Genomic DNA, 14345 nt, shown 5'->3' with positions numbered 1-14345 from the left:
ATCGCCGGAAAACACGCCGCCCGCGCAAGCCCTCAAGGATTTCGGGTGGTTGCCGGCAAGGGCAAGGCCGAAACCAAAGCATGTCTCCCGGAAATGGGGACCGGTTTCGGGATGAAGACATAAGCAAGATCAAAACCTAAAGCGCATGGAGCGAACCTGAAAGATCGCGACGCGCTTTAGTCGTAGAGATTATATTTGGCCCACTCGGATTCTGGGATTTCATCGCCGATCTTGTAGCGGAACTGAAGAACCTGCATGTGGTCCGGCGCAGTCAGGCATTTGAACTTTAGCCGGTACCATTGGCCCTTGCTGCGGAAGGCGGCGCCGGAACTCTTGATGGCATCGGCGCTCATCTGCGGCGTAGCGAAGGCGTAGGCGACGACGCGGTCGGCCTTGTAGTTGCGATCGTCGTGACTGATCCGGTCGAGCACTTCGGCGTCACAGCGCTGCTCGAGGCGAGTCTGCGGGTCGAGTTTCATAAGGCCGGCGCGCAACGCGTTGTCCATCGCCTTGGCCGGCAAGGCCAGCGTCAGCGACGCCAGAACCATCAGGCAGAGCTTTTTCATGGGCGCGACAAGCAGCATATTTTGTCTGAGAAATCAAATAAACGCTGCTTCACCAACCGTTGACCTCATGCCGGAGGGCGGCGAGGAGCTACGGCGGCAAAGTCGCCTTCTCGCGCTAAAGCCTGGGAGGGGATCCCGCTTCACCCGAAGGATCGCGCCGGTCCTGCGAAGCTCGAAGAGCGAAAATGCGATCTGGCGGAGGGAGTGGGATTCGAACCCACGGTGAACTTGCGCCCACGCCGGTTTTCAAGACCGGTGCCTTAAACCGCTCGGCCATCCCTCCATCGTCCTGCCGACCGCAGAGCCGGCACGAACGCAGCGCCCATGCTCTAGTGCGCGGTGCAAAGATCTGTCAATCGCAGGAAAGGCTCAATCAACATTCTCGGGAGCCGGGGCGGTTGCAGGAAGCCGGTCAGATGCAATTGACAATGCCGCCAAGACCCTGCCAATCTCCGTATGCTAATATTCTAACGGGGGAATTTATGAAAAAGATTTATGAGAAGCCGGTTTTGACGAAGCGTCAGAAGCTTTCGAACGTTGTGGCCAACGCGTCGCCGGTACCGCTATAACATACATACTGGCAACTTGATCGGATCGGCGCTGGCGCTTTGACGCCGTGGGGCGTGGTCGTGCTGGGAAACTGGCTTTGGCTGTCACGTCGCCGTCCGATCATTGCCAGCCCTATCTCTCCTTGCCACAATCTCGCCCTGTTGCAGCCACAATCGGTTAACATCGTAATAAGCAATTCCTGTGCAAAAGGGATTGGGGATCAAGGTGTTGGCCTAAGGGGCAACTTCTGGCCTCATTAGGTGCAGCAGGTAGGGGACAATCGAAAACATGCAGGCTTTGGCGCGCCCGCGTCTTCGTCGCGCTTCTGCTTTCGCCCTGTGCGCCCTTTCGGGCTTGCTTTTGGCTGCCTGCGCCTCACAGCCTGAGCCGAAGGGGATGGTCTACAAGAAGGCCCGCTCCAAGGAATATTTCGCCGAATCGGAATATGGCGTGAAGGCGAGCCCGCGCGTCCAGTTCATGCGTCGCGGCGGCGGCCGCGATCAGCTCGGCAAACCCTACCAAGTGCGCGGCAAGTGGTATTATCCCAAGGAAGACAAGAACTACGCCAAGGTCGGCCTGGCCTCCTGGTATGGCGATGCCTTCCACGGTCGTCTGACCGCCAATGGCGAAGTCTATGACATGACGCATCTGACGGCGGCGCATCCGACGATGCCGCTGCCGAGCTATGCCCGCGTCACCAATCTGGAGACCGGCAGCTCGGTGATCGTGCGCGTCAACGATCGCGGCCCCTATCATGAAGGCCGCATCATCGACGTCTCCGAGCGCGCGGCGCAGATGCTCGACTACGACAAGGTCGGCACCGCCAGGGTCAAGGTCGAATATGTCGGCCGCGCGCCGCTCGACGGCGACGACGACCAGTATCTGATGGCTTCCTACCACCCCGGGAAGAACCGGCCGGATCCGTCGGACGGCCTGCCGACCGGCGTGATGGTGGCCATGAACGGCCCGTCGCCGAGCATGCCGGTCGGCGCGCCGCCGGCCGCCGTGCCGTTCCCCGGACAGTTGACCAATTCGGGCCAGGCCTTTGCCGCGCAGCCGAGTCTGTCGGATGAAGCCACCGTTCAGCCGGCGGCCTTCCAGGTGCAGGGCGCCAGCGATGTCGCGCTGCCCGATTTCGGACCGATCGTGCCGGAACGGCCGGATTTCGGTCTTCCCGCGAACTCGCCCTTCGCCATGGCTTCGCTGTCCTACGCGGATGAGCGGGTCAAGCGCGCCGATGTCTTTGCCGCCCTCGACACCGGCGGCATGTCGCCTGCCGACATCCTTCGGTCGTGGAAGAAATCGACCCGCCAGGAGCAGGCACCCGCGTCCGACTATGTCGCCGCCGGCTCCTTCGACGAGGCCGCGGAGGCAAAGCGCGTCGCCGCCGCGCTCGAGCCGTTCGGCCGGACCGAGATCCAGCGTACCGAGCTCGACGGCAATGACTGGTATGCGGTCAACGTCTATCCGGACGGCCATGGCAGCATCGACGACCTGCTTCAGGCAGCCTGGTCTCATGGCGCGCCGGACGCGCTGGTTGTGCGTAACTGAGCAAATTCGCACTGCCCGTTGATCCGGTCGGAAAAACCCTGATAGCTTGGCTGTGGGGTAATATTGCGCAATTCCGGGGTGGGAAGTCGCTTGGCACCACCCGGTGTTGCTCAGATTGGGTCGACATTTCATGCAATTGCGTGTTTTTCCGCCTTTCGCCAGCCTTCTGGGATTGGTGCTGGTGCTGCTTTGCGCCGTTCCGGCGAACGCGCAGCTTTTCGAGACCAAGGCGGCGCAGGCGTTCATGATCGATGCCGATACCGGCACGGTGCTCTTCGCCAAGGACCCGGACAAGCCGATCCCGCCGGCTTCGATGGCCAAATTGATGACGATGGAGGTGGTCTTCAACGCTCTCAAGGCGAAGCGGATCACGCTCGACGACACCTTCGTGGTGAGCGAAAACGCTTGGCGCACCGGCGGCGCCCCGTCCGGCACCTCGACCATGTTCGCCAAGCTCAAATCCGAGGTCCGCGTCGAGGATCTGATCCAGGGTGTCACCGTGCAGGCGGCCAATGACGGCTGCATCGTGCTGGCCGAGGGCATGGCTGGTTCGGAAGCGAATTTCGCCGCGCAGATGACCGATCGAGCCCGTCAGCTCGGTCTCTCGAAATCGACCTTCGTCAATTCAACCGGCCTGCCGGCGGACGGGCAGCAGACGACGGTGCGGGAACTGACGATGCTGGCGCTGCATCTGTGGCGCGACTATCCGGAGTTCTTCCACTATTATAGCCAGCCGGACTTCACCTGGAACAAGATATCGCAGAAGAACCGCAACCCGCTGATCGCCATGGGCATCGAGGCGGACGGCTTCGTGGCGGGCGCCAGCGAGCAGGCGGGATTCGGTCTGGTCGGCACCGTCAGCCACAACGGCATACGCGTGATCGCCGCCCTCAGCGGACTGGCGAACGACCGCGAACGCGCCGAAGAGGCGCGCAAGCTGCTCGACTGGGGTTCACGGTCATTCCAGAAGACGGAGATCTTCGCCAAAGACGAGGTGGTCGGGGAGGCCCAGGTTTTCGGCGGTGCCAAATCCGATCTGGCCTTGAAAGCCAAAGGCCCCGTGGACATCTTTCTGCCGATAGCAAACCGCGACAAGCTGACCGCGAGGATCGTCTACCAGGGTCCGGTGTCGGCGCCGGTCGAGGAAGGGCAACCGGTCGGAGAATTGCGCGTTTGGATAGGCGATACGCTGAGCCAGCAGACGCCGCTCTATGCCGCCGAGTCGGTGAAGGTAGGCACGCTGCCGCAGCGTGCGCTCGACGCGGCCAAGGAACTCGCTGTCGGCTGGCTGCGCCAGAAACATTTGTGATCGGGCAAGTTCGTGGACCTTTTACCGGACGGGAGCTATGACAGCGGCCAGCGCGAGCAAAGGCAGTCTCGATTGGCGAGCGGATTTTTCATCACCTTCGAGGGCGGCGAAGGAGCAGGCAAGTCGACACAGATCGAGCGGCTGGCGCGGCGCATGCGCGCCAAGAAATACGAGGTCGTGGTCAGCCGCGAGCCAGGTGGATCGCCCGGCGCCGAGGCCGTAAGGCACGTGCTTCTGTCGGGGGCGGCCGAGCCGTTCGGCCCGAAGATGGAGGCGATCCTGTTCGCCGCCGCGCGCTCCGACCATGTCGAGCAGGTCATTCGTCCGGCGGTCGAGCGCGGCTCGATCGTTTTGTGCGACCGTTTCATCGATTCCTCGCGCGTCTACCAGGGCGTCACGGGTGGTCTGGATGCCGATTTCATGAAGGCGCTGGAGGCGGTGGCCATCAACGGCATGATGCCGGACATGACATTGATCTTCGACATCGATCCCGCCGAGGGCTTGAAGCGTGCCGCCGCGCGGCGCGGGGCAGGGGACGCCGCCGATCGCTTCGAGAAGGAGACCTTGGCCATCCACCGGCGGCGGCGCGAGGCTTTCCTGGCCATCGCCGCGGCGGAACCGGAGCGCTGCATCGTCATCGACGCCTCCGCCGATCCGGATATGGTGGAGAATGTGGTCACCGCGGCCGTTTTCGCGGCGTTGGAAGAGCGGATGCCGGCGCAAAGGATCGAGACGGCGCCGGCATGATCTTCGAACGCATCGCCCCTGAACAGCACGACACGCTGGACGGCGTGCCCGAGCCCGCCGAAACGCCGAGGCTGATCGGCCACGCGTCCGCGGCAGGAATGCTCGCCAGCGCCTATCGCGCCGGGAAGCTGCCGCATGCGCTGATTTTCGCCGGGCCGCAGGGCATCGGCAAGGCAACGCTCGCGTTCCACATCGCGCACCATCTTCTGAAGAATCCGGATTTCAAGACGGCGCCCGAAACGCTCGCCGTTCCCGACCCGGCTTCCTCTTTGTTTCGCCAGATTGCCACCGGAGCGCATCCGGGAGTGCTGCATCTCACCCGCCCGGCCAACGACAAGACCAAGAGCTTCAAGACGGTGCTGACCGTCGACGAGATCCGCAAGGTCAGCCGCTTCCTTTCGATGACCTCGCATGACGGCAGCTACCGCGTCGTCATCGTCGATCCGGCTGACGACATGAACACCAGCGCAGCCAACGCCTTGCTCAAGAATCTCGAAGAGCCGCCGGCGCGCACTTTGTTCATCCTCATCGTGCATGCGCCAGGCAGCCTGTTGCCGACGATCCGGTCGCGCTGCCAGGTGCTGCGCCTGGCGCCTTTGACCGCCGACGAGCTGATGGCGGTGCTGGAGAATGTCGAACCGCCGCCGCCGGACGATCCGGCCGCGCGCGCGGCACTGGCCGAGCGGGCAGGGGGCAGCGCACGCAACGCGATCCTGCTCACCCAATATGGCGGGCTGGAGATCGCCGGCGCGCTCGACACGCTGGTGGCGGCCAAGAAGCCCGACATCGCCGGCGCGCATCACCTTGCCGAGGCCGTGGCGGGACGCGAGCAGGCGATCCAGTTCGACATCTTCAACCGCCGCGCGCTCGATCTGCTTTCGGGCGCGGCCAGCGAAGCGGCGTTGTCCGGCGACCTCGCTCGGGCCAAAACGCTGTCCGAGGCTTGGCAGGACGCGCTGAACACGATATCTGAGGCTGAGACCTACAATCTCGACAAGAAGCAGCACGCCCTGACCATGATCGACCGCCTGAATTCTGCAATGCGAATGTGACGGCTCGTTCGATGCATGCCGTTGGCCCACTTTCGGGCGGCATGCATTGGCCTCGGGATGGCAATCGACGTTCCGATGCGATATCCACCGCCACAACTCACATTCAGATATTCTTGACGGTTCATTCATGTCACGCGACACATTCTACATCACGACCGCGATCTCCTATCCGAACGGCAAGCCGCATATCGGCCATGCCTATGAGCTGATTGCCACCGACGCGCTTGCCCGCTTCCAGCGGCTCGACGGCAAGGACGTGTTCTTCCTGACCGGCACCGACGAGCACGGCATCAAGATGCTGCAGACCGCGCGCAAGGAGGGCATCACGGCGCGCGAGCTCGCCGACCGCAACTCGGCCGAGTTCCGGCGCATGGCCACCGCGCTCAACGCGTCCAACAACGATTTCATCCGCACTACAGAGGAGCGGCACTACGCCTCCTCTCAGGCGATCTGGAAGGCAATGGCCGCCAATGGCGACATCTACAAGGGTGGCTATGCCGGCTGGTATTCGGTGCGCGACGAGGCCTATTACGGCGAGGAGGAGACCGAGGTCCGCGCCGACAATGTGCGCTACGGACCGCAGGGAACGCCTGTCGAATGGGTCGAGGAAGAAAGCTATTTCTTCCGGCTGTCGGCCTATCAGGACAAGCTCATCGCGCTCTATGAGAGCCAGCCCGATTTCATCGGTCCGGCCGAGCGTCGCAACGAGGTGATGCGCTTCGTCAAATCGGGGCTGAAGGATCTGTCGATCTCGCGCACCACGTTCGACTGGGGCGTGCCGGTGCCGGGCGACGAGAAGCATGTGATGTATGTGTGGATCGACGCCTTGACCAACTACATCACCGGCGTCGGCTATCCCAATGAAAACGATGAGAAATGGCGGTTTTGGCCGGCCGACGCACACATCATCGGCAAGGACATCGTCCGCTTCCATACGGTCTACTGGCCGGCCTTCCTGATGTCGGCGGGAATCCCGCTTCCGAAGCGCGTCTTCGCCCACGGCTTCCTGTTCAACCGCGGCGAGAAGATGTCGAAGTCGGTCGGCAACGTCATCGACCCGTTCACCATGGTCGAGCACTACGGCGTCGACCAAGTGCGCTATTTCTTCCTGCGCGAGGTGCCGTTCGGCCAGGACGGCAACTACAGCCATGAAGCGATCGTCAACCGCACCAACGCCGACCTCGCCAACGGCCTCGGCAATCTGGCGCAGCGGTCGCTGTCGATGATCGCCAAGAATTGCGGCGGCGCGGTGCCGAAGCGCGGCGAACTGGTGGAGGTCGACACGGCGATCCTCGACCAAGCGATCGAAGCGTTGGCCGTTTCGCGGCGGGCGATGGCGGAGCAGGGGATCCATCAGGCGCTGGCGGCGATCTTCGGCGTGGTGGCGGAAGCGGACCGCTATTTCGCGTCCCAGGAGCCGTGGGCGCTGAAGAAGACCGATCCGCAGCGCATGGAAACGGTGCTTTGGACGACGGCCGAGTTGGTCCGCCGGGTGACGGTGCTTTGCCAGCCCTTCATTCCCGGATCGGCCACCAAGCTGCTCGACCTGCTGGCCGTTCCGGCGGACAAGCGCGCTTTCGAGCATGTCCATGCTGATCACGCGCTTGTGCCGGGCACGGCGCTGCCGGCGCCGGAGGGCGTGTTCCCGCGTTATGTCGAGCAGGATGGCAAAGCCTGATGCTGGTCGACAGCCATTGCCATCTCGACTTCCCGGATTTCGCCGAGGAGCGGGCGGCTATCGTCGCCCGCGCCCTCGCCGCCGGGGTAGGCCGCATGGTCACGATCTCGACACGCGTTAAGCGATTTCAGCAGATCCTTGAGATCGCTGAGACTTTCGACGAGGTCTATTGCTCGGTCGGCACCCACCCGCACAATGCGGCGGAAGAACTCGACATCACTGCCGACGAGTTGGTCCGGCTTTCCGGCCATCCAAAGGTGGTGGCGATCGGCGAGGCCGGGCTGGACTACTATTACGACAAGGCGCCGCGCGATGCGCAGGCGCAAGGTTTTCGCACCCATATTGCGGCAGCGCGCCGGACCGGGCTGCCGCTGGTCATCCATGCGCGCAATGCCGATGACGACGTGGCGGCGATCCTCGAGGACGAAACAGGAAAGGGCGCCTTCCCCTTCATTTTGCACTGTTTTTCGTCCGGGCGCAGGCTGGCCGAAACCGGCGTGGCGCTGGGCGGCTATGTCTCCTTCTCCGGCATCCTGACGTTCAAGAATTCCGCCGAGCTGCGCGCCATCGCCGCCGACGTCCCGCGCGACAGGCTGCTGGTCGAGACAGACGCGCCCTACCTGGCGCCGATTCCGCATCGCGGCAAACGCAACGAACCGGCCTATGTGGCGAACACGGCGAAGGTACTTGCCGAGACCATCGGCGTCAGCGAGGCCGAAATCGCCGATATCACCACCGGGAACTTCTTTCGGCTGTTCACCAAGATGCCGCGTCCGGACATGGCGGCAGGCTGAGAGACATGGGCGACCGGCTGCGTTTCACCGTTCTTGGCTGTGGCTCGTCGCCCGGCACGCCGCGCATCACCGGCGACTGGGGCAATTGCGACCCAGCCAATCCGAAGAACCGGCGCATGCGCACGGCAGCCCTGGTCGAGCGGATTGCCGCCAATGGCGCGCGCACCACGGTCGTCATCGATACCGGGCCGGATTTCCGGGAGCAGATGCTGCTCGCCTCCGTCAAGCGCCTCGACGCGGTCGTCTACACGCATCCGCATGCCGACCACATCCATGGCATCGACGATCTGCGCGGCTATGTGCTCGAGCAACGCCGCCGCATCGACATCCATGCCGACGAGCCGACCATGCTGCGGCTGCGCCAGGCGTTCGGCTATTGCTTCGAGACGCCTCCCGGCAGCTCTTATCCGCCGATCGTCGAGGCTCACATCATCGACCACGCGAGGCCCGTTGTGATCGAAGGCGAGGGGGGCGCCCTCACCCTTGAGCCGCTGCCGCAGTTCCACGGCGACATCATATCGCTCGGCTTCCGCGTCGGCGGGCTCGCCTATTGCCCCGATATCAGCGGCTTCCCGGATGCCACCGCCGAGCGATTGCTGGGCCTCGACATGCTGGTGATCGACGCGCTGCAATACAATACCCATCCCAGCCACCTGTCGCTCGGCCAAGCGCTGGAGTGGATCGAAAGGCTGGCGCCCAGAAACGCCGTACTGACGCATATGCATGTGCCGCTGGATTATGCCGCCGTGATGGCCGAGACGCCGGAGCACGTGGCGCCGGCCTATGACGGCATGGTGGTCGAAATTCCTTACGAGTCAGAGCGCTAGCAGGAACTGCTCAGTTGGTGTCACAGCCTGTCGTTGTGCGCTCAGCCGGTAGCTGGGTTAGCACGGGGCAGCCCACACGGCCTGTCGCCAATGGCGAAAGCCTGCCAATTCTTCGTGGCTCGCTTGGCACGATAGTTCCATAATCTATCTTATGCGACTTTCTTGTGTGACCATGGTGATGCCGATGTCACACAGCCCCACTCGCCAGTCGCACGGAGCTATTGCGCATGCGCACGCCGTCACCTCCCATTTCAAACACGCCTTCATCCGCAAGCGCCCGGACCCGCGACCAGAGGACCAGATCTCCGCAATAAGTGCCATCGTCCCAAAGCGCGCCAAGGCAATTGGCGACGACGTAACTGCATTTGCGCCAATCATCTGTCACATGCGTCGCGACGGCTTTGTCGAAAAATGTGATCGGCGCTGACTGAAGACTATGGTCGGAAACAACGCGAAAAGGCGCGTTCTCGGCGCGAAGTCTTTTCCATAGGCCACGGTATGCCTGCAGTTCCTGTTCGGTCAAAATCGCCTGGCGCTCCGTGAGCCGTTCTTTGACGATGTTGTCTGCCGGAACATGCCCGAACGATACGGTCCGCCAGGGGGTCGACTCTGAACGATCGGGCCTGGGAGCGAATTCGACCTCGGTTACGTCGACCGCCCGGAACGGATGATCGCCGATCCGCGAAACGAATTCGAGGAAGCCGGCAAACTCCATGGCGCTTCGACGGCAAACCCAAGCCACAGCCGCGACGTCTCGGTCCGTTGCTCGGCGCCAGAATTGATCGGCCTCTTGTTCGAGGTCCGGACGCCTTTCGAAGCCCAATACGTCTTCCATCCAACGGGCGCGAAGATCGATCGCGGGAGGGTCGATAGGCCCAAAGCTGAGGTCGTCCGGCAGCCCGATGACCGTTTCGTGTCGCCCCATGTGAGCGAGCGCGTGCCGCAAGCTGCCGGCGGCCGACATGTTGAAGACCACATGCACGACGGGTTTTTCAAGCTTCGTCATCCGCAGGCCTCATTGTTCAGGCCCGGATCAGGCCCTTTGCTGCCAAATTTTATCCGTGTTCCGCCGCCGCTACGATCCCCCTAGAAATAGTCGAGAACGCCGCTGAAGGCTGCTGCGACTGCAGCGAGATGGACGAGGACGAGCGCCAGCCATCGGCTGCTGCCGCCTGGAGCAGCGAATGCTCCATAGGCAGGAAACGGTGCCACGGCCAAGCCCACGGACAGGCTGGTGACGGTTTTGTCCGTCAACAGCGTCACCAGCATGGGTATCGGATAGAGCGCCCGTGCCAAGACCCAGTGGCCATGCCCGGCTCCGGCGGAGAAGAGTGCCAGCAGTAGGGCGACAGGCGTCGCGCACAGGCCGAAAATGAGCCCTGCCCGCCATGAGAGCTTTGGCATTATGCCTCCGGGGTTGATATTGCCATCGAGATTTCCCGCTCAGCGTCTCAGTTGAGATCTGACAGCTCATCATCGAGGATCAGCGCCTGCCGGGCTGTTGCGTCGAGCGCGCAGCTCACCATGATGTTGCTCTGGCGATCGGTGTTGACAGTTTCGGCGGACGCTTCCGCCGCGCATCGCGCGTCGCGGTAGGCGATCCAGGCGCGCTGCATCTTGCGGTAGCCTTCCCGCGCCTTGGGCTGGGCCTTGGCCATCAGCGCCGCATAGGTCGTGTTGAGACGATCCTCCCACACGGCAACCTCGCGGTTGGCGCAGTCGATCAATCCAAGCTGCGACCGGCCGTCGTCGCTCTCGAAGGAACACAACTCGGTCACGTAGTTGATGCATGAGGCAGCCTCATGTCCGGCGAGCTTGATGGCGTTGTCGATATGGATAGCCGGCGTCGGCGTATCGTTCACGCCGGGAACGTCACCTTGAAAATCGCCGACATATTTCAGGCACTCGGCAAGCGCCGCCTTGTCTGAGGCACGTGGTTTCTCCTCGGCCATCGCGGGCGAAAAGGTGGTAAGGAACAGAGCCACCGAGATTAGAACACTCTTCATCACCGTAACTCCATTTGTCGCCTGAGATGCGAATTGTCGCAAAACTCCAGGCCGAAGCAACTACCCTGCCCCAAGCCGCCATCGCGCCGCTGCGCAACAATGAAAGCATCCAGAAAATGACGGTCTCGTTTTCCTTTCTCGGCCTTCCCGATCGCCTCGCCGACGGACGCGTGCCGCGAGCGGTGATCTTCGGCGCTGGTCACGGCACGACCTATCCCGGCCAGGACAGCAGCGGCTATGCCTTGGCCGCCGGCGCCGTCCGAGCTGCCAGCCAGGACGACGCGCCATTACTGGGGCACTGGGATTTCGACCTCGGCGGTCCGCTGTTCGATGGCGGGCCGGTCTGCTGCATCGATAGCGGCGACCTCTCGACCACCATGCATGATAACGCGGGCAACCGGACCCGGATCGAGGCGAAGACACGCGAGGTTCTGTCCGTGCCGGCCGTGCCGATCATGCTCGGCGGCGACGATTCCGTCGTCATTCCGTTCCTGGCCGGCTTTGCCGGCTATGGACCGATCTGGATCCTGCAGATCGACGCCCATATCGACTGGCGCGACGAGGTGCATGGCGAACACTACGGCTATTCGAGCCCAATGCGCCGGGCAAGCGAGATGGCGCATGTCGCCGGCATGGTGCAGGTCGGCCTGCGCAGCGTCGGCAGCGCGCGTCCCGCCGAAATAGAAGCGGCGCGGCGCTATGGCAGCCGCTTCGTCACCGCGCGCGAGGTTCATGCCCACGGCGTCGAAGCCGCTCTACAGCATATCCCGGAAGGCGCGCGTGTCGTCGTCACGTTTGACTGCGACAGCCTCGATCCCTCGATCATGCCCGGCGTGGCCGCGCGCACGCCTTGCGGCCTCACCTACGCGCAGGCGATCGACCTTATCGCGGGCCTCGGCCGGCGGGCCAGGATAGCGGGGTTCGACCTCGTCGAGCTTTACCCTCCCGCAGACATTGACAGCCTGTCGGCGCTGACCGCCGCACGGCTTCTCGTCAATGTGATCGGCGCCGTTGTCCGGCAGACCGGCTGAGATCATCCGATCGGTGGTTTAGAAAAACCCGTCGAGAAAGGCCGCCGCCTTGTCCGAGATACCGACGATTTTGTTGGTCGCCTGACGGTAAAATTTGAAGTTGAGCTCGGTCTCGGGCCGCTCGTCTTTCCAGTCCTTGAAGTGCTTGAGCTCATCGCGGCCCAATCGCTTCGCCGCAAGAGCGATGCGACGCACGGCAATGCTGACGCGCGGCGTCTGTCGTTCGAGATCGGGGCGCCTCGGTGTGGCCTCCGCAGAAGTCACGACGCCACGCGCGACAAGCCCCTGCCCGCCTTCGTTCTCGCTGGCGAACAGGAAGACGACGTCGCCATTGACGATATGCTTGCCGCCATACATGGTCTTCTGGGCGGCGAACACGAAGGTTTCCGCCCGTGGGTCCTCTATCTCGGCCTTGATGGCGTATGCCATGCCCTACGGTTCCCGGCTGAGGCCGAACCGGTAGCTCAGCTCGCGGCGGCCGCCGGGCTCGATCAGCATGACACCAGGCTTGTCGGCGAACTCGCCGTCGAAATCGGCGGGACTGGCGATACCGTGCCATGGCTCGATGCACAGGAACGGCGCGCCGCCGGGCTTGGACCAGATGCCCAGCTCGTTGAACCCTTGCCACGACATCTCGATCGCCGGTCCGCGCCCGGCGGCGTAGCGCACGCTATTGCTCACCGGCTTGTCGAGGATGACGGCATCATCGACGAACAGTTTTTCGGACAGCGGCAGCGTCTTTCCCTGGATGGGCGTCGGCTGCGGGTCCGGCAGCAGCAAGCCGTCTTTCAGGCGGCGCACCGGCGCCGGCTCATTGTCGGCGAAGGTCAGCCGGTAGGCTTCCTTTGGCAATTCCGGCAGCAGCGGCCAGTTGAAGGCCGGATGCGCGCCGATCGAGGCCGGCAAATGTTCGTCGCCGATGTTGGTGATCACGAACCTCACGCCAAGCTGCCGGGGCTTCAGCTCGTAGGCAATGGCCAAATGAAAGGCGAAGGGGTAGTGCGTCCGCGTTTCGGCGTCATCCGCCAGGACCAATGAGCAAAAGGTTGGCCCCTGCTCCGCCCAGTCAAAGCGCCGGTCGCGGGCAAAGCCGTGCTGCGTCATCGGATAGATTTGGCCGCGATGCCGCAGCTGATCGCCCTTGAGCCGGCCGACGATCGGGAACAGCACCGGCGAATGGCGGCGCCATTCAGGTCCCGCCTGCCAGAGCAGCTCCGTGCCATCGCCATCGCGCAGCGAGACCAACTCGGCCCCCTGCCCGACGATGGTCGCCGAGATGCCGTCAGCGTGAAGCGTCAACTGGTCCATCGCATCCTCGCGACTGGCTGGTCTGGCCGGCAGGCTAGCAAAAGGCCGCGCGTGAACTCAAGCGCGGCAGCCAGATCGCACCTTGGTCGTGTTCGGTTTGGTGCGCATGCGAGGAAAAAGGCCGGAAGTTTCCCTCCGGCCAGCCGAGGTCAGCAGTGTTGCCTGCTACGGTTCGGCTTATTCGCGCTCGCCGGTGAAATTCAACAGCAGCTGGAAGATGTTGATGAAGTTCAGATAGAGCGAGAAGGCGCCGAACACGGCGAGCTTCTGCTGCGATTCGGCATCGAAATTCTCCGCATACTGCTCCTTGATGGTCTGCGTGTCCCAGGCGGTCAGGCCGACGAAGACGGCAATGCCGATCACCGAGACGGCGAATTGCAGCGCGGTCGAGCCGAGGAACAGGTTGACGAGGCTGGCGATCACCACGCCGATCAGGCCCATGATCAGGAAGGACGAGAACTGCGTCAGGTCGCGCCTGGTCGTGTAGCCGTAAAGGCTGGTGGCGCCGAACATCGTGGCGGCGATGAAGAAGGTGCGCGCGATGCTGGTCGAGGTGAAGACCAGGAACACCGAGGCGAGCGACAGGCCCATCACGGCGCAGAAGGCCCAGAACATCGCCTGCGCGCCCGCAGCCGACATGGTCTGCATCTTGAAGGAGAAGATCATGACGAAGGCGAGCGGCGCCAGCATCACCACCCATTTCAGCGGGCTGGAGAAGATCGGCACATAAAGCGCCGGCGTCGAAGCCACGAAGAAGGCGACGAGGCCGGTGACGACAAGGCCCAGGCCCATATAGTTGTAAACACGCAGCATGTGCTTGCGCAGGCCTTCGTCATAGACGGCTCCGGACTGGACGCCGGTGCCCATTCGGTATCCCAGATTGGGGCTGTTCATTCGGTTTCTCCTTGGTTTCTCGGTAGAGCGTCG

Annotated in this window: 15 protein-coding genes and 1 tRNA gene; 8 read left to right on the top strand and 8 right to left on the bottom strand. The window is 63.1% G+C overall.

Features of this window, described 5'->3' with window-relative positions; translation table 11 throughout:
• Positions 1-176: 176 nt before the first annotated feature.
• Together MJ8_RS16950 and MJ8_RS16945 are read right to left on the bottom strand one after the other, a co-directional pair.
• The gene (locus tag MJ8_RS16950; RefSeq protein WP_201409991.1) at positions 177-584 is read right to left on the bottom strand and encodes a DUF930 domain-containing protein; all 408 of its coding nucleotides are present in this window, start codon (positions 582-584) and stop codon (positions 177-179) included.
• Positions 585-759: 175 nt separating this feature from the next.
• Positions 760-849: transfer RNA gene (locus MJ8_RS16945), tRNA-Ser, on the bottom strand.
• Positions 850-1403: 554 nt separating this feature from the next.
• On the opposite strand from MJ8_RS16945, the gene MJ8_RS16940 reads away from it, so the two are divergent.
• The 7 genes from MJ8_RS16940 (at position 1404) to MJ8_RS16910 (ending at position 9073) form a co-directional block, all read left to right on the top strand.
• A complete protein-coding gene (locus MJ8_RS16940) occupies positions 1404-2666 on the top strand; it encodes a septal ring lytic transglycosylase RlpA family protein (protein WP_201409990.1) in 1263 nt (420 codons plus the stop codon).
• A gap of 130 nt (positions 2667-2796) precedes the next feature.
• The gene (locus MJ8_RS16935) at positions 2797-3975 is read left to right on the top strand and encodes a D-alanyl-D-alanine carboxypeptidase family protein (RefSeq protein ID WP_201409989.1); all 1179 of its coding nucleotides are present in this window, start codon (positions 2797-2799) and stop codon (positions 3973-3975) included.
• 72 nt (positions 3976-4047) lie between these two features.
• The gene (tmk, locus tag MJ8_RS16930) at positions 4048-4722 is read left to right on the top strand and encodes a dTMP kinase (RefSeq protein WP_201409988.1); all 675 of its coding nucleotides are present in this window, start codon (positions 4048-4050) and stop codon (positions 4720-4722) included.
• The gene (locus tag MJ8_RS16925; protein WP_201409987.1) at positions 4719-5774 is read left to right on the top strand and encodes a DNA polymerase III subunit delta'; all 1056 of its coding nucleotides are present in this window, start codon (positions 4719-4721) and stop codon (positions 5772-5774) included. Before tmk ends, MJ8_RS16925 begins: the two co-directional genes overlap by 4 nt.
• 127 nt (positions 5775-5901) lie before the next feature.
• The gene (gene metG, locus MJ8_RS16920) at positions 5902-7452 is read left to right on the top strand and encodes a methionine--tRNA ligase (RefSeq protein WP_201409986.1); all 1551 of its coding nucleotides are present in this window, start codon (positions 5902-5904) and stop codon (positions 7450-7452) included.
• Positions 7452-8246 carry a TatD family hydrolase gene (locus MJ8_RS16915; protein ID WP_201409985.1) on the top strand — a complete coding sequence of 265 codons (795 nt, stop codon included), beginning with the start codon at positions 7452-7454 and terminating at the stop codon, positions 8244-8246. The genes metG and MJ8_RS16915 overlap by 1 nt, the downstream gene beginning before the upstream one ends.
• 5 nt (positions 8247-8251) lie before the next feature.
• Positions 8252-9073 carry an MBL fold metallo-hydrolase gene (locus MJ8_RS16910; protein WP_201409984.1) on the top strand — a complete coding sequence of 274 codons (822 nt, stop codon included), beginning with the start codon at positions 8252-8254 and terminating at the stop codon, positions 9071-9073.
• A gap of 187 nt (positions 9074-9260) precedes the next feature.
• Here the strand turns inward: MJ8_RS16910 and MJ8_RS16905 are convergent, their stop codons facing one another.
• The 3 genes from MJ8_RS16905 to MJ8_RS16895 all read right to left on the bottom strand — a co-directional run bounded on the left by MJ8_RS16905 (position 9261) and on the right by MJ8_RS16895 (position 11079).
• Positions 9261-10079 carry a DUF3658 domain-containing protein gene (locus MJ8_RS16905; RefSeq protein ID WP_201409983.1) on the bottom strand — a complete coding sequence of 273 codons (819 nt, stop codon included), beginning with the start codon at positions 10077-10079 and terminating at the stop codon, positions 9261-9263.
• 80 nt (positions 10080-10159) lie between these two features.
• Positions 10160-10477: a hypothetical protein gene (locus MJ8_RS16900; protein ID WP_201409982.1), complete on the bottom strand. Its 318-nt coding sequence runs from the start codon at positions 10475-10477 to the stop codon at positions 10160-10162.
• A gap of 47 nt (positions 10478-10524) precedes the next feature.
• The gene (locus MJ8_RS16895) at positions 10525-11079 is read right to left on the bottom strand and encodes a lysozyme inhibitor LprI family protein (protein WP_201409981.1); all 555 of its coding nucleotides are present in this window, start codon (positions 11077-11079) and stop codon (positions 10525-10527) included.
• Between the two features lie 116 nt (positions 11080-11195).
• Between MJ8_RS16895 and MJ8_RS16890 the strand changes: the two genes are divergently transcribed.
• Positions 11196-12110 carry an agmatinase gene (locus tag MJ8_RS16890; RefSeq protein ID WP_201409980.1) on the top strand — a complete coding sequence of 305 codons (915 nt, stop codon included), beginning with the start codon at positions 11196-11198 and terminating at the stop codon, positions 12108-12110.
• An 18-nt stretch (positions 12111-12128) separates the two neighbouring features.
• On the opposite strand, the gene MJ8_RS16885 is transcribed toward MJ8_RS16890, so the two are convergent.
• From MJ8_RS16885 to MJ8_RS16875, 3 genes are all read right to left on the bottom strand, one after another.
• A complete protein-coding gene (locus MJ8_RS16885) occupies positions 12129-12539 on the bottom strand; it encodes a hypothetical protein (RefSeq protein ID WP_201409979.1) in 411 nt (136 codons plus the stop codon).
• A 3-nt stretch (positions 12540-12542) separates the two neighbouring features.
• Positions 12543-13418 (bottom strand): aldose 1-epimerase family protein, encoded by an 876-nt coding sequence (locus MJ8_RS16880; RefSeq protein WP_201409978.1) that lies wholly within the window; start codon positions 13416-13418, stop codon positions 12543-12545.
• A gap of 177 nt (positions 13419-13595) precedes the next feature.
• Positions 13596-14312, bottom strand: coding sequence for a Bax inhibitor-1/YccA family protein (locus tag MJ8_RS16875; protein WP_201409977.1), 717 nt, complete (start codon positions 14310-14312; stop codon positions 13596-13598).
• Positions 14313-14345: the final 33 nt, after the last annotated feature.

The sequence above is a fragment of the Mesorhizobium sp. J8 genome (assembly GCF_016591715.1).
Lineage (GTDB): Bacteria > Pseudomonadota > Alphaproteobacteria > Rhizobiales > Rhizobiaceae > Mesorhizobium.
Note: the sequence above shows the minus strand (reverse complement) of the source record. Positions and strands in the feature narration are given on the sequence as shown.

Bases quoted from the DNA above. Each gene is read 5' to 3' on its own strand.
- MJ8_RS16890 (WP_201409980.1), top strand. From the start codon at position 11,196: ATGACGGTCTCGTTTTCCTTTCTCGGCCTTCCCGATCGCCTCGCCGAC.
- MJ8_RS16910 (WP_201409984.1), top strand. From the start codon at position 8,252: ATGGGCGACCGGCTGCGTTTCACCGTTCTTGGCTGTGGCTCGTCGCCC.
- MJ8_RS16880 (WP_201409978.1), bottom strand. From the start codon at position 13,418: ATGGACCAGTTGACGCTTCACGCTGACGGCATCTCGGCGACCATCGTC.
- MJ8_RS16895 (WP_201409981.1), bottom strand. From the start codon at position 11,079: ATGAAGAGTGTTCTAATCTCGGTGGCTCTGTTCCTTACCACCTTTTCG.
- MJ8_RS16900 (WP_201409982.1), bottom strand. From the start codon at position 10,477: ATGCCAAAGCTCTCATGGCGGGCAGGGCTCATTTTCGGCCTGTGCGCG.
- MJ8_RS16935 (WP_201409989.1), top strand. From the start codon at position 2,797: ATGCAATTGCGTGTTTTTCCGCCTTTCGCCAGCCTTCTGGGATTGGTG.
- MJ8_RS16885 (WP_201409979.1), bottom strand. From the start codon at position 12,539: ATGGCATACGCCATCAAGGCCGAGATAGAGGACCCACGGGCGGAAACC.
- MJ8_RS16915 (WP_201409985.1), top strand. From the start codon at position 7,452: ATGCTGGTCGACAGCCATTGCCATCTCGACTTCCCGGATTTCGCCGAG.
- MJ8_RS16875 (WP_201409977.1), bottom strand. From the start codon at position 14,312: ATGAACAGCCCCAATCTGGGATACCGAATGGGCACCGGCGTCCAGTCC.
- MJ8_RS16905 (WP_201409983.1), bottom strand. From the start codon at position 10,079: ATGACGAAGCTTGAAAAACCCGTCGTGCATGTGGTCTTCAACATGTCG.
- MJ8_RS16950 (WP_201409991.1), bottom strand. From the start codon at position 584: ATGCTGCTTGTCGCGCCCATGAAAAAGCTCTGCCTGATGGTTCTGGCG.
- MJ8_RS16925 (WP_201409987.1), top strand. From the start codon at position 4,719: ATGATCTTCGAACGCATCGCCCCTGAACAGCACGACACGCTGGACGGC.
- metG (WP_201409986.1), top strand. From the start codon at position 5,902: ATGTCACGCGACACATTCTACATCACGACCGCGATCTCCTATCCGAAC.
- MJ8_RS16940 (WP_201409990.1), top strand. From the start codon at position 1,404: ATGCAGGCTTTGGCGCGCCCGCGTCTTCGTCGCGCTTCTGCTTTCGCC.